The organism is Pseudomonas fjordensis, assembly GCF_976987115.1.
The window spans coordinates 2,340,750-2,358,856 of sequence record NZ_OZ336860.1 but is presented as its reverse complement, the minus strand read 5'-3'; the positions used below and the strand labels follow the sequence as shown (position 1 = coordinate 2,358,856).

The window sequence follows — 18,107 nt, the reverse complement described above, 5'->3', positions numbered from 1 at the left end:
GAACCACCTGCGGGTGGTTTTTTTCGAAGCGCCGGCGGGCTGACCCATCTGGGAAACCCGCACAAACGCTGTTCGACTGAGCCAGTTTGGCTCACCGCTGCACTGCTTTTGCGCTGATTGGAAGGGGGCAGCCTTATAAAGGGCTTGCTCCCGTCAGCGCATACCTGCTCGCATCTGCGTTGGCACGCGGGATGCACGCTACCTGGGTCACCACTCAGGGAGCAGCCCCCATGACGCAGCAAGACCCCGGCAACGACTACCCTCTCAGCGAAGTCCCCTTGCATGCGCGCAAGGGGCTGGCCTCTACGGCCATGGTGTTGCTGGGGTTCACCTTTTTTACCGCGACCATGTTCGCCGGCGGCAAGCTGGGGGTGGCGTTCAGCTTCATCGACATGCTTGGCGTCGTGGCCCTGGGTAACCTGTTGTTGGGTATCTACGCCGCAGGCTTGGGTTACGTCGCCTTCAAGAGCGGCTTGAACTCGGTGCTGATGGGGCGTTTCTGCTTTGGCGAAGTGGGTAGCAAGCTCAGTGACTTGATCCTCGGTTTTACCCAGATAGGCTGGTATGCCTGGGGCACGGCCACGGCGGCCGTGGTATTGGGCAAGTATTTCCAGTTGAGCCCGGGCAGTGTGCTGGGGCTGATGCTGGTGTTTGGCTTATTGTTCTGCGCCACCGCCTACGTGGGGTATCGCGGGTTGGAAATTTTGTCCTACATCGCGGTGCCGGCCATGGGGCTGCTGTTGCTGCTGTCGATGTGGGGCGCCACCGTGAAGGTAGGCGGGCTGCAGGGGCTGCTGGCGGTGGTGCCCAGCGCGGAGTTGGACCTCTCTACCGCCATCACCCTGGTGTTCGGGACCTTTGTCAGCGGCGCAACCCAGGCCACCAACTGGACACGGTTTTCGCGCTCGGCCAAAGTTGCGGTGCTGGCCAGCCTGATCGGCTTTTTTGTCGGCAACGGCTTGATGGTGCTGATCGGGGCCTATGGCGCCATCGTCTATCAGCAACCGGATGTGGTGGAGGTCTTGCTGCTGCAAGGTTTCGCCACGGCAGCGATGGCGATGTTGCTGCTCAATATCTGGAGCACCCAGGACAACACCATCTACAACTTCGCCGTCGCCGGTTGCAACCTGCTGCGCACCCAACGGCGCAAGAGCGTGACCCTGGCCGGCGCGGTGATCGGTACCCTGCTCGCCTTGTTCGGCATGTACGACCTGCTGGTGCCGTACCTGATCCTGCTGGGCACGGTCATCCCGCCGATTGGGGGCGTGATCATGGCGGACTTCTTCTATCGTTATCGCGGCCAATACCCACGCTTGGCGCAGGCTCGCCTGCCGGCGTTCAATTGGCCCGGCCTGATTGCGTATGGAGTGGGCACCGTGCTGGCGTTCAACTCACCGTGGGTCGCGCCGTTGGTGGGAATTGTTGCCGCGTCGCTGACCTATGTACTGCTCACGGCCATACTACGCGCCATGACCGCCTGGACATCAGTATCGCCCTGAGGATCTGGCGGCTGTCTGCCTGATTGTTTTTAGCCAAGAGGAACTTGAGCATGCACATCATCAATGCCCGCCTGCGCAACCGTGAAGGCCTGCATGATCTGCACCTGGAAAATGGCCGGATCGCCAGCATCACTGCGCAAACCGGGGTGCCGACGCTGATGGCCGGCGACTTAGACGCCGCCGGCAACCTGGTGATACCGCCCTTCGTCGAACCTCACATCCACCTTGACGCCACCCTCACTGCCGGCGAACCGCGCTGGAACATGAGCGGTACGCTGTTTGAAGGCATCGAATGCTGGGGCGAACGCAAGGCCACCATTACCCAGGAAGACACCAAGGCGCGGGCAAAAAAAACCATACAGGCCCTCGCCGCCCATGGCATCCAGCATGTGCGCACCCATGTCGACGTCACCGACCCGGACCTCACCGCACTCAAGGCCATGCTGGAGGTACGTGAAGAGAGTACCCACCTGATCGACCTGCAAATCGTCGCCTTCCCCCAGGAGGGCATCGAGTCATTCCGCAATGGCCGCGAACTGATGGAAGAAGCCATTCGCCTGGGTGCCGACGTGATCGGTGGCATCCCCCACTTCGAATACACCCGCGACCAAGGCGTGAGTTCGGTGAAGTTTCTCATGGACCTGGCCGAACGCACCGGCTGCCTGGTGGACGTGCACTGTGACGAAACCGATGACCCCCACTCACGCTTTCTCGAAGTCCTCGCCGAAGAAGCCCGCAGCCGCGACATGGGGGCCCGCGTGACCGCCAGCCACACCACGGCCATGGGCTCCTACGACAACGCTTACTGCGCCAAGCTGTTTCGCCTGCTGGGGCATTCCGGTATCAGCTTTGTCTCGTGCCCCACCGAGAGCATCCACCTGCAAGGCCGCTTCGACAACTTCCCGAAACGCCGCGGCGTCACCCGCGTCAACGAACTGCTTGAGGCCGGCATGAACGTGTGTTTTGGCCAGGACTCCATCGTCGATCCCTGGTACCCGCTGGGTAACGGCAATATCCTGCGAGTGCTGGAGGCCGGCCTGCACATCTGCCATATGCTCGGTTATCGCAATTTGCAAAACGCTCTGGATCTGGTTACCGACAACAGTGCCAAAGCCATGGCCCTGGGCGACCGCTATGGGCTGCAAGCAGGCCGCCCGGCGAACCTGCTGATCCTGTCAGCCGACAGCGACTACGAAGTCATACGTAGCCAGGGCCTGCCGTTGTACTCGATCCGCAACGGCAAGGTACTGATGAAACGGCAACCGGCCCAGGTGGAGTTTATGTAACCGCGTGGGTTAGACGACTGAGTCGATGTCCAGCGTTTGAGCCCGTGCCCGTTCGTCGTGGGACGGCGGCGGGATGCTGGCGAATTGGGCTGGCTCACGATTCTCGCGGTGGCTGAACCAACGTTTGAGGCTCGATTGCAGATGTGCGGAAGGGGCATGGCTGCCGTAGACATCGTGGGCTTGCAGGCGACGCCAGCGCAGGCTTGCCAAGCGCTCGCGGCTGGTGTGCAAACGGTCGATCTCTGCGTTCAAGGCATCGGTGGGTTCATGGCTACGATCATTGGCTGGGCGCCGCTGAGCCAGTTCACGCCGCTTGGCCCGCAGTTGCTCGCGCATCTCTTCAAAGGCCCGGTCGAGCAGTTCGAACTCCCGCTGGGTCACCAGCGGGCCCTCACTCTCCAGGGTTTGTTGCCAGCGTCGCAATGTCGCCCAGGCGGCGGGGATGTAGCTGGTGGTCATGAAGTGCTGGTCGGCTTGGAACAGCTGCCTCAGCAGATTATCGCGGTCGGGCATATCGCCCTGCAGTTGCAATGCGCGGTTGCAACCCGCCTCTTGGAGCGATTCGCACCCAGGCTTCCATAACACCGAAGAGTGGCTGCCATCCGGGAGCGTGATCGGCATGAAGTGATATTGCTCACCGTGATGCCGATAGGGGTTGCCGCCCACCCGCACCAGCCCTGCGGCGAACAGCAGGCCACCGGGTGCGGGGTTGCTGAATAGCGTGATGGCCCCGGGAATCCAGAGTTTGGCGGTGGTGTTCATCCAGGGCGCCGGGACACTGGGGACGGGGTCGTTGTGGTTGACGATGCGATGGTGGACCAGGGATGAGGCGCCGGCGGTGAATTCGGCGTCGGCGGCGCGGGGGGCGCCGAAGGTGTAGAGGAGTGGGTCGTAATCTCGATCTGGTGTGCGGCGTAGGGCCTCTGCCAATAAGAGTGCTATAGCCCCCCCAAGACTATGGCCACAAATGATAATTCGTTGTCTGCTGTGATATCGAAAAAGATAACCCGATACAAAATTATGCATGGCCTGAAATGCCTGATAAAAACCTTGATGGGCTTTTCCAACGCCCTCGATGAATGGGACTTGATGGGCGTTTGCATCGCGTAGAACATCGGCACCACTAGCGGTGCCGCGTACAGCAATAAGCACCACTTCATCGTGATGACAAATGAATGCTTGAGTATCTGTTCCAAACTCTACATCGTTAAAAAAGTGTATACGCTCCGGATGCTCGAGATCATGCGCATTGGCATTCTGCCTGTACAACTCTGGATCAAAAGGCAAAATCTCGAAACGACGGGAATAAGCTACGTCTTCATACAATGGATAAAATCGTTGCACTTGCTCTGAGTCAAACCTCCACGCCTCCCGGTAACATGACAAGCGTTCGGCAAACAGATTCCCGATACTTGGATGCCAAGGAAAGCTGACTTTATCCTTAGGTTCTGCTGAAGGATCTTGGCCAAACTCGCAATAGCTTAATGTTGCCATTAATGCCAGTTGGTACAAGTTCAATGCGCAAAATTGATCCTGCGTAGAAAGGATTGGCCGTAATGCTCTTAGAGGTCGCACCTGCAACATCGTGAATTTTTTCGGAAAGAGCACCAGCCCCTTGAAGGAAGACTCGGGAGGTCCAAAACCAAGGTCTGCCATCATCTTGAGTGCATGTCGCATTGGACGGTGAGCCTGTGACGACAGGGGCGGCAAGTGAGCGCTATGTCGAACCAGGTCACTCACTTCAACCTGATAAAAATGATCTGCATTTGGGCGTACGGGATTTTTTTCGACAATCTGATCGTGGTTATCAAGAAAATGGGTTTGCTCGGCACGCACTTGCAACTCAGTGATAGGCAATGCATAGAATGAACGTGTCATGAGCGACTGATAGAGCGTTTCCCGACCTGAATAGCGCTCCTCCATCATCAGAATTACGGGTCCACAGAAAAAGCCCTCCACTCGGGCAAAACCCTCCCCGTTCAACCGACCGTTGTATTGCTGACCAGCAACGTCACGCAGGGTGTAAGGCAGTCCCCCATAACTTTTTCCATTTCCCGTTTCATCGACTAAGCAGAAGGTCAACCAACCCCCATTCAATGAGCAAGCAGGCATCCTGTCGTTGAAAAACTGTTGCTTCCATGCAGCTTCTTCCATGAGGTTTCTCCTGATTAATCACAGGTCGGATAAATATTGCATAGACGCCCATCTGGCATTTTGAAAGCCTTGAAGTCAGAGACATTGCCGCGACAAAACGCAAATATGTCTTCCTGGCTTTCTCCCCTGCAACGCTTCCAGCCACCGACAACCTTTACCCAGTTGTCTTGCACTGCTGGTTGTTCTTCTTCCGTTAACGCCAGCACCATTCTCAGCGTCTTCCCACGCAACCCAGCACGGGACACATAACCGCCAGCACGAGCTTTCGTAAGCTGTCCGCTGGTGTTCAGCGAATTGCATTTAAGCCCCTTAATAAGGGCATGCTGGGGGCCAACAGTACGAAACAACCATTGGCATTGCCCTGGGAGCTCTCGGACATAACTTTCTGACATCAAAGACATTCCGCCCTCCCAACTATCTCGGATATAAACAGCGGCGTAATCCCGTCCGACGTCCGACCAACGCTCCCCCCACTTTGCGTTAATCGCAAACACAAGTTTACGTAACATCAGCGAGCAGCCTTCCACCCGCTCTGTCAGTGGCACGTCGAAACTCACTCTATTCGCTACGGGCTTGCTGGCAGCGTTGAATATTTTGAGATCCGGTCGCTTGCCATGTCTTCGAGGCAACTTGCACGTTTCACCCGGAGCGGGGGTGTAGGAAGCATCGCCCACAAGGCCGAATTGCGCCGGCAAATCCACCTCCAACGTAAAACTCTCCACCGCCCGCCCCGTACATCCCGAAAGCCCCATAACCACCAGTAGCACCAATCCCATCCATCTATTCACCACTCCCCACCTCCCTGCGCCACTGTGCCGCCACTCGTTCAAAATGCTCTTCTGGCGCCTCGCCTGCCCTCGGCTGCCAATGAGCAACACTGCTGCCGGTCGCCTCTGCCAACCGGCGTACCACCAGAAATTCGAGCTGCTCCGGCTCCCGCCATTGCCAGGTGCGCGCTTGCTTCAGTACCTGGGCCAGCCAAATCCTGGGGTCTTGGAATTCGACCAATGCCGCCAGGTCTTCGCTGTGCTCCGCCAGCAGGTAGCGCAGGATATTGGCGTGCAGGATGGCGTCGGCCTTGGGGTTGGGTGTGTCGAGCCACGGCGGGGGCTCAGGCGCCGGGTAGTCGCCCGGTGCAGGGTTTTCGTGATGGCACCAACGGCCTTCATGCCAATAGCACACGCTGATCATTGGCCCGAGGTAGACCGGCCAGTGTTCCTCGGCCAGATGGGCCAAGGCACGGGCCAGGGTGCGGTTGTCGTGAAAGCGATAAAGCGCCTGCTGGCCTACTGGCCCCAGGAGTAATCGCTCACGCCAATGACGCGCCATACCCGCCAAGTCGCTGGCCGGCAGGCTGGCGAGCCAACCCCAGTTCGACTCAGGGTGTAACAGCAGGTCGGCCAGTGCAGGCTCATTCATCTGCTCCAGTAACAGTATGAGCGGGCCTGAATTCGCCAACTCCGCCGCATCGGTCTCGCTGTACAGGCTGCAATAGTGCGACGGGGCGCGATCTGCCAGCAGGGGTTGGCGAGCCTCGTGATTACCCTCCAGCATCAGGCACAGTTGGTGTCCGCTCTGCTGTTGTTGGGCCATCCAGCGATGGGGCAAATTGTCCATCAGGCCGCCCTCCCCGCGATATTGCACAGGCCTTCGCGGCAGCGTTCGCACAGCGGGCAAAAGTCCGCGCCCAGTTGCTTGGCCAGATCCATGATGACGCCTTGCGCTGCAGAGATTTGCACGCCGGCAACCAATGACGGGCTCACCGAACGGCCTGCAGACGGCAAACCGCCCAGGGTGATGGACCGGCTGCTGCAAATACTGCCGGCTTGCATCACCAGGTGTTCGCCGCCCGCCTTCAAGCTCAATTGTGCACCAGCCTCTATCACCAGGCTGCCACCGGCCTTGAGATGAACCTGCTGCCCGGCTTCGATCACCAGGCTTTGGCCAACGCGAGTCAGGCTATCGCCCTCTACCTCCAGGCGACTGTCATGCCCCACCCGTTGCTCCAGGTCACGCTGGGCGCGCAGGTAAATGAGCTCTTCGCCGCGTCGGTCTTCAAGGTACAACTCATTGGCGCCCCCGCCGCTCGGCGAACTGCGGCTGCGCAGAACGCTGCGTGTCTTGTGCTGCGGCAAAGGGTACGCCGGCAAGTGCGATGCATTGGGCAGGCAACCGGTGACAAGGGGTTGGTCCGGGTCTCCCTCCAGAAAGCTCACCAGCACTTCCATGCCCACCCGTGGAATGACCATGGCGCCAAACCCATCACCCGCCCAACCGGACGCCACGCGCAGCCAACAACTGCTGGTCTCGTCGCCCTTTTCCGCGCGATCCCAGTGAAAGCACACCTTCACACGACCATAGGCATCGCAGTGCACGTCCTCGCCGGCAGGCCCGGTTACCGTCGCGGTCTGGCTGCCACTGATCGTTGGCTTGGGGTGCTTGAGGGCAGGTCGATGCACTGCGCGCCAGGGAGTTGCGGTGAACCGGTTGCGATAGCCTTGGAACCCATTGGCATCAACGATCGACTCCTCCAACACCTGCGGCTGGTAACCCTCATGACGCACCGAAGTCAACAGCCATAAGTCGTTGCAGGCTGGGTCCGGGTGATCACACAGCTCAAGAAAGTGACCACTGCACAATGCCGGTTGATCGCTCTTGCCCAGTACCCGATGGCGATCACGCTGGTGACGTTCCAGGCTACGTCGCGCCAGTTGTGCACCGCGTGCATGGCCATTAAAGCCGGCAGGATAGCCATAGTCCTCCAAAGGATCCGCCGGCCCGCTACCGGCCTGGGCATGCAGGCGAAACGAAGGGTGCTCAAAGTCATAATCACGACGTACTGTGCGCCGGCTGCGCGTTATTAGGCGCCGGTCGAAACGCTGGACAACCGGGGCCCCAAGCGATGGATCAGCCGAGGGACAATAACGCTGCACCGGCAACCGGCGAAATACCGTCTGGTCATCGCCAAACACCAGCAGATGATTCTCCGCGCTGTGGCGAAAGTGGTAGTGAATACCCTCCTCCTCACACAGCCGCTGGATGAAATGCAGGTCGGACTCCCTGTACTGCACGCAAAACGTGCGCGGCGGATACACCACCGGCCCCAACTCAAACGCGTAGGCGTCGGCAAAGATACCGTGATGTTCGAGGACCGCGGCAATGATCTGCGGTACGCTGCGCTGCTGGAAAACCCGCTGGTCGCAACGATGGGCAAGGGATGCCATGCGTGGGGCGAGCGTCAGGTGATAAAGGGTGAGCCGCGTACCGGGATCATCCCGACCGATGGCGTAGACTTGCCCATGCAAGCCCTGGTCTGCTTCGCCGAAAGCCAGATAGACGGGTTGATGGAGCAACGCCTCCAGGTCAAGGGAAGGATCTTCGCTGACTAACTGCACCTGTATGAAGTAAGGCTGATCGAGGGCTTCGCTGCCTTTGAACGCCACTACCTGAAGTTCTGTATTTATGCTTGCAAGGACTAACTTGAAACGCGACGAAACAAACCCGTTAACCATCCTTTGTTACCCGCCATCAACTTTCTCTTGAACGACTCTCTCTCGCCCCAATACCCATTCGGATTGCGAAAAAAAGCACCTGAACACGCCTAAGCTTAGCGACCCCAGGCACTTTTCGGTCCTTTTTGAATAAAACAGAAGTTTCGTACAGCGAAGATGGAAGTGTCTTTTACAGAATATATACAGCCAAAAAAATCTTCTAACAGCATGAAGAAAATTCCGACTACAGATTGTCTCTGTATAACTAAACCATAAGGAAACGGCTGACACTTATTAATGCGACAGTCGATTCCGCTTTTTAGTCGCCCTGTCCCGCTACAAGTGTCGGCTCCTGACCATGCCTAACCACGATGCGAAGCGAGCCGCTCTTGATCTGCTTTTGATCTTGATCTTAAGCGCCCCGTCAAACCACGCTGGCCGGAATTCGACAGGGATTTGGGGGGTAAACCGGCAGGGATGCCGGTTTAGCCGCCCCGCGCCATGGATGGCGCGTGGCGGCGGCCCCCCAAATCACTGGCGGATTACGGGCACACCGAGCCCAAGCGAGGTGCCGAGTGGTGGGGCAAGAGCCCTTTGGTTACTTTGGGGCTCTTTTCCAAAGTGACCCGCCGTCAGGCGGAACCCTAAGTAGCCGTTACCGCAGCAATGGATATGCACACAATCCAACTGTGTTGACTGCTAGGCCACCTTCGCGAGCAAGCCCGCTCCCACAGTTTGAGAGTGGGGTGTCAGGTAGATCTGCATCGGCTGGCAGGCCGTCATCGCAGGCAAGCCAGCTCCCACATTAGGATCGCGGGGCGTCAAGCCTCCCCACTGATATCGCCCCCGCGTCTCTACCTAGCGGGACTGCGGCGTATTACAACGCCAAGCCTGTGGAAAGTGAGCTGGAAGGTGGTAATCCGCCGCAAGAAACCTGGGGTTCAGCCACTCCCACAGGGATTACACACCTTCCAGCTCACCTCCTACAGGCTCGATCATTTCTACGTGGTCACCGGTGACCAAAGCGTTCCATGTTTGTAAAAAAATTTGCCTCGCACCCCATAACACCAAGGGAACCCGGCTCGCTCGAGAGGGCCTGATGTGCAAGGATGTCGCGCCGGACATCGTTCGTTGAACGCCAAACCAAGGATTTTTCATGACTGCCATTTCCACCCCTGCCCCCGTGGTTCCTGGGCGGCTGGAACAGATGTCGACCCGCATCGCTTTTTTTATCGCAGGTTTTGGTATCGCGGCCTGGGCGCCGTTGGTGCCGTACGCCAAGGCGCGTGCGGACCTGAATGAAGGCACCCTTGGCCTGCTGTTGTTGTGCCTGGGAGTGGGGTCGATCATCGCAATGCCGGCGGCGGGCGCGCTGGCCTCGCGCTATGGCTGCCGACGGGTGCTGACCGCAGGGACGCTGATGATCTGCATGGCCCTGCCGATGCTGGCCACCGTCAGTTCGATCCCGTTGTTGATTGCCGGGTTGTTCCTGTTTGGCGCAGGCCTGGGCACCGTGGACTCCACCGTCAACCTGCAAGCGGTGATCGTTGAGCGCGCCAGTGGCAAAACCATGATGTCGGGCTTCCATGGCTTGTTCAGCCTGGGGGGCATTGTCGGCGCAGCGGGCGTTGCGGGGTTACTGGGCCTGGGGCTGTCACCATTGCAGGCAACCCTGGTGGTGGTGGTTATCACGCTGGCAGCGCTGTTCAAGGCTGCACCGCACTTGTTGCCTTATGGCAGTGAAAGCTCGGGGCCGGCATTTGCAGTGCCCCATGGGGTGGTGTTGTTTATCGGTTGCCTGTGTTTCATCGTCTTTTTGGCTGAAGGCGCCGTACTGGATTGGAGTGCTGTGTTTTTGAGCGCCGAGCGCGGCCTGGATGAGGCTTACGCCGGCATGGGCTACGCGGCATTTGCCTTGACCATGACCGCTGGACGCCTGACCGGCGATGCCATTGTTCGACGCCTGGGTCCCACACGGGTGATTGTGATCGGTGGCGCGCTGGCCTGTGCCGGCTTGCTCCTCGCAACCCTATTGCCAGCGTGGGAAACGGCGCTGCTCGGGTATGCACTGGTGGGTGCCGGGTGTTCGAATATCGTGCCGGTGCTATATACCGCCGTGGGTAAGCAAACAGTGATGCCGGAACATATTGCGGTGCCAGCCATCACCACACTGGGTTATGCCGGCATTCTCGCCGGCCCCGCCATGATTGGCTTTATCGCCCATGGCAGCAGCTTGAGTACTGCCTTCATCCTGATCGCGGTATTGCTGGCGGCAGTGGCCATCAGTGGCAAAATCCTCAAGGTATAGCTCGCTTTTCAGCGTGCCTTGCGAGCGGCGTCCTGCTCATGCCACCGTTCGAGGCTTTTGTTGCTCAGCCACCCCTCTTTGTGAGGTGGACCAAATAGTCGTGTGACATTTGCACGCTCCAATGAGGGCAACAAGCCTGGGCGTTCAATAATGTTCTTGGCGGTGTAGACGCAGAGTTCGCTGTATTTGGGCTGGGGCATGCCCGTGGACGTATCCAGCACGGGCGCGCCCTGTTGATCAACCTCGTACGGGTCCTGCATGACCTCCTTGAGCCTGGCGATTTCAACGTACTGATGCTGTTCAAACAGGTAGGTTCGATCCATGGCCTCGTCTCTCAACAGCGCAAACTGGCTTTGCAGTGCCTCCACCACCTGCGCATTGCCTTGCGCATGAAACGGGTCTTGACTGAACACATTCGCCGAGCTGTTCCCCGGCAAAGCCTGGGCAGCCGTATTGAGGCTATCGCGCGTGATATCGCCGTCCCGGCTGAAAACCGCATCACTCAAGCGCGGGCGCTTGAGCATTTCCCTCACGACCTGAATCACGTCATCCAACGCCTCGCTTTCCCCCATAGGATGAGCGGCGATCCGCTGCAAGGACAGCCAGGTCAGTCGCCCATCACTCAGGAACGAGTGCAGCAAGGCGAAGGATTTTTCCAGCGCTTTAGCCAACTGGCTATCCGTTGACGTTGCACTCGGCAGGGCACCACTGGACCGCTCAATGGATAAGTTCTGCAAGTCTCGATGACGCAGAGCAGACAAGGGTGCACGAAAAAGACGGGCCTTGCGCGGGCCTTCCAGCGGGGACGTGGAAGAGCTTTCATGCCAGGTTTCAGCGGTGGCCGGTGGTGGCTTGGTTGGTTGTAAGGCCGGCCTGTCGGGGGGGAGAGGCCGGGAAGGTAGTACACCCTCGATTGTCATGGGTTTTCTCCAACTCTGTTCAGATGCATATCCGCTGGGTTGACGTTACCTTGATGGGCAAAATCAACGACTGGACTCCACTCAGGCAGGCACCTCATGTGTGGTTGGATGAACTCGACAGTTCCGAGTGGACGATAAATACCCATGACAATATGTAAACCGTGCTCAGCCACGGTTAGCCCAGCTTGCGCCTGCGCCACCAACTGGTCAGGCAGTTGATCAAGCCGGTGTCGTCCAACGAATCAGTACCCTGCCCCTTAACCTGTGGGTCTGCCAGCATGCCTCGGGAAAAATCGTCCGACACAGGCGCTTGGAATTTAAGCTGGCCGGCATAAGCTTTCATGCGCCGCGCCTGTGCCTCATATTCCGTCGACGCAAAAGGGAAACTGCACGAGGGTGCGCGGTCCTGGGAGACTGGCAGACTTTCACGTTGGGTATTGCGCAGGAGTTCGATGGGCCCGGTTGGGCGAGAATTAAACGAGGTTGAAGGCATATTTTTCCCTCATTCAGAATCTGAAAAGCGACGGCGCGAGTCGCAACCGCAGGTACCACTTATGTGGCAAATGGGCGTGATTCGTTCCTTGAAACATATAGGACTGGCGCCGCCTCCGAGAGGCGACGCCTGAAGAAGGCTCAGCGGGACAACAGGTACAGGCCTGTACGGCTGATCTTCCCATCGTCATCTTTACTGGCGCGGTTATCCATCCGCTCAAGCACGTCACTGCGCTTGAGCATTTCCTGGGCCAACTGGATCAGGTGATCCTTGGCCGCGTCGCCGGTAAGCGGCTTGCATGCCCACTTTTTCAAGTCGCAGATTTTAAGGCTTGAGCCCCCGCTACCGTCCTTCAACTCGTCAAAATGCTCAAGCAGTTCACCGGCCAGCTCTTTGTCAGTCTTGTACTTGAAGTAGTTTTCCCCTTGGATCACCGCATTCAGGCTGTGCCGGTCGACCAGGCCATCCAAAGCGCCCGTGGAACCGTGCCGATCCAGCGCGGCCATCAGTTCCGGACGCCGTAGCAACTCATTGGCCAGGCGAATGTTCTCGTTCATGCCCGAGCTGGGCGACCACCCTCTTTTGGCCATCGCAAGAATGCTGTCAACGCTGATAGAGCCAGGGTTCTTCGGGTCTCTGAAGGCATTGAAGCTGTCACGCAACTGCTGCGCCAACTCTTCTCGACTCTTGAGAGAGTACTGCGCGTCTGGCCTGCCGGGGGCGGGCGGATACGGCCGACATGCGGTGGGATCCGGTCGTGGTGGTGGGTTGCACTCACTAGGGTTCGGCCTGGGTGGCGGGTTGCTGCAACCTGGGTTCGGCCGTGGCGGCGGATGCCCACAACCAGGATGCATGGGTGGCCGATGCCCAGAGAACCAGTGGCTGATCCAGTGCTTGAGTTGGCTCAGGAAGTTCTGCATGGCCGGCGGGTTGTGGTGATGCCCAAGCACATCTGCCGCGGTGGTTGGCGCCTGGTGATGACTGAATACAGGCCCGGCCTTGTTGTCCCCGGTTTGAAAATTCACATGGGCAGCCTGCTGACCATTGAAGGAAGGCGTAGCAGGCGCCTGGCGGGTATTTTTGATCTCGGCCTTGGCATTGGCCGGTGAGAGGTCAGGCGTTGATGACGCAGAGACGGGTGCATCCGACATCGATACCGACATACGTTTCTCCATGACAGTGGGCGATTTTCAGCTTGTCGCTCCAACGTAATGTCGAAGCCCACCAGCTTTCCCATGTGTGGTTTTGCGTCGGAATCAGTTCCTGAGCCAGCAATAATCTGTGCGGGGGCGACGTAGGAAACGGAGGGTGGCCTGCCGGTTATGAGTGAGCAGAGCGCCTGACCCAGGCAAAAAAAATCGCAACCCTGGGGTTGCGATCTTTCCTACCAACAACAGATCAGAACCCCACGCTCGCCTGTACGAAAAACGTGCGAGGCTCACCCAGGTACAACCCGGCATTGTTGTCGCTGGAGCGCGTGTAATGCTGCTGGTCGAAGACGTTTTTCACACCCACCCCCAGCTTCAGGTTCGACAGTTGCGCGCCAAAGTCATAGCCACTGCGCACGTTGACCGAGACATATCCTGGGATATCACCGTATTGGCCATCCGCAGTGCCTTGGGTGATATAGGTGGTACCGGTGCCTGGCGCACGTTGGCCGGACTGGGCATAGACGTCCAGGTTGTGGGTCCAGTGGTTGACGTCGTAGCGCAGGCCCAGGGTCGCCACTTGGCGGGAATACAGTGGCAGGTCGCGGCCCTTGAACGGCACATCACCTTCGGAGGTGGCCTTGGTGTAGGTAAAGCCCGCGTTGGCGGTGAGGCCGTCGAGGCGCGGGTCGAGGTTGGCCAGGTCGTAATGGGCCGATGCTTCGATGCCGCTGTGCTTGGTGGCGCCGAGGTTGGTCCAGCCCACGTCATTACTGACGTATTGCAGTTCATCCGAGAAGTCGATGTAGAACAGCGTCACTTCGCCACCCCAGACGCTGTCGTTGTAGCGCGTACCAACCTCGTAGGTCTTGGCCTTTTCCGGGTTCAGGCCGTTGGCCGTCTGGTCGCCGGTACCGCCCTGGCCCAATTGGAAATACTGCAGGCTGCCGAAGGAGGTTTCGTAGTTGGCGAACAGTTTCCACGCGTCAGATACGTGGTACATCACGCTCAGGGCCGGCAGCGGTTCGTTGTTGTGGACTTCGCGGCGTTTTTCCTCGGTACGCTTGCCATTCAAGGCCACGACCGGACGATCATGCCATTCGGTGCGGATGTCTTCGAAGCGAATGCCGGGGGTGATGGTCCATTTGCCGATATCGATTTTGTTATCGATATAGAAGGCGTTGGCTTCGGTACCCCCCGTGCGGTCCTGGTATACGTGGCCGTCGCTCTGCCCGCCCGGCGTCGGCACATTGTTGACCAGGTTCAGGCTGCTGGCCTCCTCGTGCATGCCTTCTTTGAGGTAGCGATAACCCACGCTGACTTCCTGGGTGCTGGGCCCCAGGTCGAACACATGGGACACACGCGGCTCGATGCCGAAAGTGTAGTAGGTGCGCGGGTAGGAGCTGAGGGTCTTGAGGTCGCGGTTGGCAATGGTGCTGCCACGGAAGCTGTCGGAATAGTAAGTCAGCACTTCGGCCTGGGTACGGTCGTCGATCTGGCGGATGTACTTGAAGGACACGTCCTTGCGGCGCCCGCTGAAGTTGTCCCAGTCGCGTAACGATTGGTACGGGTTGGCGTCGAACTGCTGCTGGGTCAGGCCGCCGGGCATATCGGCGCTGGCATCGTAATAATGGAAGTTCAGCGAGAAATCGTCTTGATCGGTCGGCGCCCAGTGGGTCTTGAAGATCACGTCATCGATGTCGTTGCCGTTGTTGCTGTTGCGGTAACCGTTGCCGTTGACCCCGGAGTACAGCAGCGCGGCGCCGATACCGTTGTCGGCCGTGCCGCCGATAAAGGCGTTCTCCACATGTTTCCAGCCACCATGGGCGGAGGTTTGCAGGGTGGTGCCGACTTCCCCGGAGAAGTCTTGCGGGATCGCACGGGTTACGAAGTTGATCACACCGCCGACGTTCTGTGGCCCATAACGCACCGAACCCGCGCCACGGACAACGTCGATACTTTCCAGGTTACCGGCAGAAATCGGCGCCATCGACAGTTGTGGCTGGCCGTAGGGAGCAAACGCCGCCGGTACGCCGTCAATCAGCACGGTGGAGCGCGGCGACAGGCGCGACGTCAGCCCGCGTACACCGACGTTGAGGGAAATATCACTGCCACCGGTGCCGTTGGATTCCTGCACTTGCACGCCAGGCACGCGGCGCAACACATCACCGACGTTCATCGCGCCCTGCTCCACCATGGCCTCGCGGCGAATAACCGTGCGCGCACCGGGGTGGTTCTGCACCACTTCGGCATCGGCGTCGGCAAGCCAGTCGCCTACCACCTTGATATTGGTCACACCCAGCACCAGCGGCGAGCCGGCTTCACCGGTGCCGTTGCTCACCGGGCGCAAGGTCACGGAGCCGGCGTCAATCTGGTAATCCAGGCCACTGCCTTGCAGTAATTGGCGCAGGGCTTGTTCGGGCGAGAGCTTGCCATCCACCGCAGGGGCTTGCTTGCCGGCAACCATATCGGGGCTGAAGAACACTTGCAGCGAGGTCTGTTGGCCCAACTGGCTCAAGGCTGCGCCCAGGGATTGGGCGCGAATGTGGATGCCCTCGGCAGCCTGTGCGGTACTGATGGCAACGGCCAGGGCCAAGGGCGCCCAGCGGGAGATTTTATTGTTGTGGAGGGCAAGTTTTTTCACGTCGAACCTAGTCCTGTGATCGCAAGCATGCGCGGCCGTTAATGCAAACCAGTTGCAGTTGCAGAAGAAGACGAAGAACTCGAAAAAAACCTGAATGTCAGCGTGAAATAATTTCCTGGCTACCGTCCGACAAGGTGCGCAAGGCGACCGGCAGGATGTGGGGCAAGGCCTTGAGCAAGGCGTCGGTGTCGCTGGATTTGAACACGCTGGTCAAGCGCAGGTTGCCCACCGCTGCCGTACTGACGCGCAGCGGTTGCTCGCGGTAGCGCGACACTTCCCGCGCCACCTCACTCAGGGTGGCGTTGTTGAACACCAGTTTACCGCTGCGCCACGCGGTCAGTTCTTCAGGGTTCACTGCGTAAGCCGCTGCCACTTCGCCTTGGGGGTCGACATAGGTGCCACGCCCGGCGGTGAGCGTGACGATGTGATCGGACGCCTGGCCCTGCACCTTGACCGTGCCGGCTTCGACCGCCACGCGGGTCTGGTCCGCATCCAGGCGCACATCAAAACGCGTGCCGGTGACGGTCACCTGCCCTGCCCCGGCGGCGACTACAAACGGGCGGCCGGCGTCATGTTGCACGCTGAACATCGCCTCGCCCTGTTTGAGCTCCACGCCTCGCCGGCCCTTTGCGTAGTGAACCGCGACCACGCTGCGGCTGTTGAGGTCCATCACTGAACCGTCGGGCAAAGTCACTTGGCGATGCTCGCCCACTTGCGTACTGAATTCGGCATTGTAGGGCTTTGGCTCAAACACGCTGAATACACTCAAGCCCACTGCAACGGCGACCACACTGGCGGCCACGGCATAACGCATCAACGCACGCCGACCGGGGCGCTCGACCGGCGCGTCGCCCAGCGCCTGCAAGCGGGCCTTGGGCAGTAAATCCGTAGCGTTCCATAGCCCTTGCAGCACATCGATTTCGTACTGATGCGCGGGATGCGCCCCACGCCAGGCATCGAAACGTTGACGTTCCTGGGCACTCAATGGGCCGTCTTGCAGGCGTACAAACCACTGCGCGGCCTCATCACGGACACGGTTATCCATCGTGGAAGATCCTGTTTCAAAGCCGGTCATGGCGCGCTCGCATCCAGACGATCACGCAGATGCCGCAGGGTGCGGATCATATACTTTTCCACCATGTTTTTAGACAGCCCCAGGCGTGTAGCGATTTCCTGCTGGGTGAGCCCTTCGATCTTCTGCCAGATAAAAACCCTGCGACAGTTGAGCGGCAACTCGGCCAGCGCCCGCTCGATGGCGTCGGCCAACTGGACCGCGTGCATGTAATGCTCCGGGTCGCCGCCGTGGGGCGCACTGTGATCAAACGCCTGCAACGTCAACGCCTCGCGGCGGTCTTCGCGGCGGTAGGCGTCCACCGCAATATTGCGCGCGGTTTGATGCAGGTAGGCGCGCGGCTGCGCCACCTCGCAGGCAGCGGACTCAAGCACCCTCACGAAGGTGTCGTGCGCCAGGTCTTCGGCCTGCTGACGGTTTCTCAGGCGGCGCGTCCAGGTGCCGATCAACTCTTCGTAGTGCTCGAAAAAGCCTGTTCTGCGGGGCGGCTGCGGAGTCATCACGGGAGCACTGGGAAGGCGGGGCGTGAATAGTAATGCTTCCTATTAAGCGGGGCAATTGCTGCTCATCGCCCCCCGCTATTTGTTTGAAATGACCTCACTCATGTATTGATGCAAATCGCGAAAGTCTTTAACGCTCCAGGCATGCGGCGCGATCTTTACCCCATTGTCCTGCAGCGTCTTGGGGATCAGGTTGCCATTGGGGCGAAGGATGACCGAGGAGACGATAACGCCCGGATAATCATGGAGTCGTTTCTTGAAGGCGGCGGTTGTCAGGTCGGGGGTTGGCGGATTACTTTTTTTAGCCAATGGCCCCGTGCCTTTAATATCGGGCCCATGGCACACAGCACAGCGCTGTAGATACAGCGTTTTACCATTGCTGTTATCGGCGAGGCACAGGGCTGTCTGAGTCAGTGATAAAACGGCCAAGACGCCGCTGACTAACAGTTTGATCAATCGGGTATCGGCCCACGCATGCATTCCATCGCTTCCTGTATTGCCCTTTGTTTTCAGCATCATACGATAAGTCGCGCGTTTACTCGCGCTGGGCGTAAACGCCTGGGGGTGAACTTCCGCTCCCCGCCGCCAGTCA

Annotated in this window: 14 protein-coding genes; 3 read left to right on the top strand and 11 right to left on the bottom strand. The window is 59.1% G+C overall.

Going from position 1 to position 18,107, the window contains the following annotated elements; translation table 11 throughout:
* Positions 1 to 230: 230 nt before the first annotated feature.
* Both codB and codA read left to right on the top strand, forming a co-directional pair.
* The gene (gene codB / locus ACWHXD_RS10880; protein ID WP_138762696.1) at positions 231 to 1,499 is read left to right on the top strand and encodes a cytosine permease; all 1,269 of its coding nucleotides are present in this window, start codon (positions 231 to 233) and stop codon (positions 1,497 to 1,499) included.
* 50 nt (positions 1,500 to 1,549) lie between these two features.
* The gene (gene codA, locus ACWHXD_RS10875; protein ID WP_138762697.1) at positions 1,550 to 2,785 is read left to right on the top strand and encodes a cytosine deaminase; all 1,236 of its coding nucleotides are present in this window, start codon (positions 1,550 to 1,552) and stop codon (positions 2,783 to 2,785) included.
* Positions 2,786 to 2,794: 9 nt separating this feature from the next.
* Here codA and ACWHXD_RS10870 read toward each other — a convergent pair whose 3' ends face one another.
* From ACWHXD_RS10870 to ACWHXD_RS10855, 4 genes are read right to left on the bottom strand one after another with little or no spacing between them, the layout of a single operon-like run.
* Entirely contained in the window at positions 2,795 to 4,939 is a 2,145-nt protein-coding gene (locus tag ACWHXD_RS10870) for a lipase family protein (protein WP_138762698.1), read from the bottom strand.
* A 14-nt stretch (positions 4,940 to 4,953) separates the two neighbouring features.
* On the bottom strand, positions 4,954 to 5,715 hold the full coding sequence (locus ACWHXD_RS10865; RefSeq protein ID WP_178110703.1) for a hypothetical protein: 762 nt from the start codon (positions 5,713 to 5,715) through the stop codon (positions 4,954 to 4,956).
* Positions 5,716 to 5,719: 4 nt separating this feature from the next.
* A complete protein-coding gene (locus ACWHXD_RS10860; protein ID WP_138762699.1) occupies positions 5,720 to 6,556 on the bottom strand; it encodes a DUF4123 domain-containing protein in 837 nt (278 codons plus the stop codon).
* Positions 6,556 to 8,451: a type VI secretion system Vgr family protein gene (locus ACWHXD_RS10855; RefSeq protein WP_138762700.1), complete on the bottom strand. Its 1,896-nt coding sequence runs from the start codon at positions 8,449 to 8,451 to the stop codon at positions 6,556 to 6,558. The genes ACWHXD_RS10860 and ACWHXD_RS10855 overlap by 1 nt, the downstream gene beginning before the upstream one ends.
* A 1,135-nt stretch (positions 8,452 to 9,586) precedes the next feature.
* Between ACWHXD_RS10855 and ACWHXD_RS10850 the strand changes: the two genes are divergently transcribed.
* A complete protein-coding gene (locus ACWHXD_RS10850; protein ID WP_098952092.1) occupies positions 9,587 to 10,738 on the top strand; it encodes an MFS transporter in 1,152 nt (383 codons plus the stop codon).
* Between the two features lie 8 nt (positions 10,739 to 10,746).
* On the opposite strand, the gene ACWHXD_RS10845 is transcribed toward ACWHXD_RS10850, so the two are convergent.
* The 7 genes from ACWHXD_RS10845 to ACWHXD_RS10815 all read right to left on the bottom strand — a co-directional run bounded on the left by ACWHXD_RS10845 (position 10,747) and on the right by ACWHXD_RS10815 (position 17,995).
* Complete coding sequence (locus tag ACWHXD_RS10845; RefSeq protein WP_238344574.1) at positions 10,747 to 11,409, bottom strand: type III secretion effector protein; 663 nt, start codon at positions 11,407 to 11,409, stop codon at positions 10,747 to 10,749.
* A gap of 424 nt (positions 11,410 to 11,833) precedes the next feature.
* The gene (locus ACWHXD_RS10840; RefSeq protein ID WP_084570923.1) at positions 11,834 to 12,001 is read right to left on the bottom strand and encodes a type III secretion effector protein; all 168 of its coding nucleotides are present in this window, start codon (positions 11,999 to 12,001) and stop codon (positions 11,834 to 11,836) included.
* A gap of 290 nt (positions 12,002 to 12,291) precedes the next feature.
* Positions 12,292 to 13,314, bottom strand: a complete 1,023-nt coding sequence (locus ACWHXD_RS10835) for a type III secretion effector protein (RefSeq protein ID WP_192901655.1) — start codon at positions 13,312 to 13,314, stop codon at positions 12,292 to 12,294.
* Positions 13,315 to 13,549: 235 nt separating this feature from the next.
* The gene (locus tag ACWHXD_RS10830; protein WP_138762702.1) at positions 13,550 to 15,943 is read right to left on the bottom strand and encodes a TonB-dependent siderophore receptor; all 2,394 of its coding nucleotides are present in this window, start codon (positions 15,941 to 15,943) and stop codon (positions 13,550 to 13,552) included.
* Between the two features lie 97 nt (positions 15,944 to 16,040).
* Complete coding sequence (locus ACWHXD_RS10825; protein ID WP_138762703.1) at positions 16,041 to 16,988, bottom strand: FecR family protein; 948 nt, start codon at positions 16,986 to 16,988, stop codon at positions 16,041 to 16,043.
* Positions 16,989 to 17,014: 26 nt separating this feature from the next.
* The gene (locus ACWHXD_RS10820; protein WP_032892511.1) at positions 17,015 to 17,515 is read right to left on the bottom strand and encodes a sigma-70 family RNA polymerase sigma factor; all 501 of its coding nucleotides are present in this window, start codon (positions 17,513 to 17,515) and stop codon (positions 17,015 to 17,017) included.
* A gap of 78 nt (positions 17,516 to 17,593) precedes the next feature.
* Complete coding sequence (locus tag ACWHXD_RS10815) at positions 17,594 to 17,995, bottom strand: cytochrome c (protein WP_098952100.1); 402 nt, start codon at positions 17,993 to 17,995, stop codon at positions 17,594 to 17,596.
* Positions 17,996 to 18,107: the final 112 nt, after the last annotated feature.

What these genes read in the sequence shown, in the direction of transcription:
- ACWHXD_RS10865 (WP_178110703.1), bottom strand. Translation starts at nt 5,715, where the DNA reads ATGGGATTGGTGCTACTGGTGGTTATGGGGCTTTCGGGATGTACGGGG.
- ACWHXD_RS10870 (WP_138762698.1), bottom strand. Translation starts at nt 4,939, where the DNA reads ATGGAAGAAGCTGCATGGAAGCAACAGTTTTTCAACGACAGGATGCCT.
- ACWHXD_RS10815 (WP_098952100.1), bottom strand. Translation starts at nt 17,995, where the DNA reads ATGCATGCGTGGGCCGATACCCGATTGATCAAACTGTTAGTCAGCGGC.
- ACWHXD_RS10850 (WP_098952092.1), top strand. Translation starts at nt 9,587, where the DNA reads ATGACTGCCATTTCCACCCCTGCCCCCGTGGTTCCTGGGCGGCTGGAA.
- ACWHXD_RS10820 (WP_032892511.1), bottom strand. Translation starts at nt 17,515, where the DNA reads ATGACTCCGCAGCCGCCCCGCAGAACAGGCTTTTTCGAGCACTACGAA.
- ACWHXD_RS10825 (WP_138762703.1), bottom strand. Translation starts at nt 16,988, where the DNA reads ATGGATAACCGTGTCCGTGATGAGGCCGCGCAGTGGTTTGTACGCCTG.
- ACWHXD_RS10855 (WP_138762700.1), bottom strand. Translation starts at nt 8,451, where the DNA reads ATGGTTAACGGGTTTGTTTCGTCGCGTTTCAAGTTAGTCCTTGCAAGC.
- codA (WP_138762697.1), top strand. Translation starts at nt 1,550, where the DNA reads ATGCACATCATCAATGCCCGCCTGCGCAACCGTGAAGGCCTGCATGAT.
- codB (WP_138762696.1), top strand. Translation starts at nt 231, where the DNA reads ATGACGCAGCAAGACCCCGGCAACGACTACCCTCTCAGCGAAGTCCCC.
- ACWHXD_RS10835 (WP_192901655.1), bottom strand. Translation starts at nt 13,314, where the DNA reads ATGTCGGTATCGATGTCGGATGCACCCGTCTCTGCGTCATCAACGCCT.
- ACWHXD_RS10840 (WP_084570923.1), bottom strand. Translation starts at nt 12,001, where the DNA reads ATGAAAGCTTATGCCGGCCAGCTTAAATTCCAAGCGCCTGTGTCGGAC.
- ACWHXD_RS10860 (WP_138762699.1), bottom strand. Translation starts at nt 6,556, where the DNA reads ATGGACAATTTGCCCCATCGCTGGATGGCCCAACAACAGCAGAGCGGA.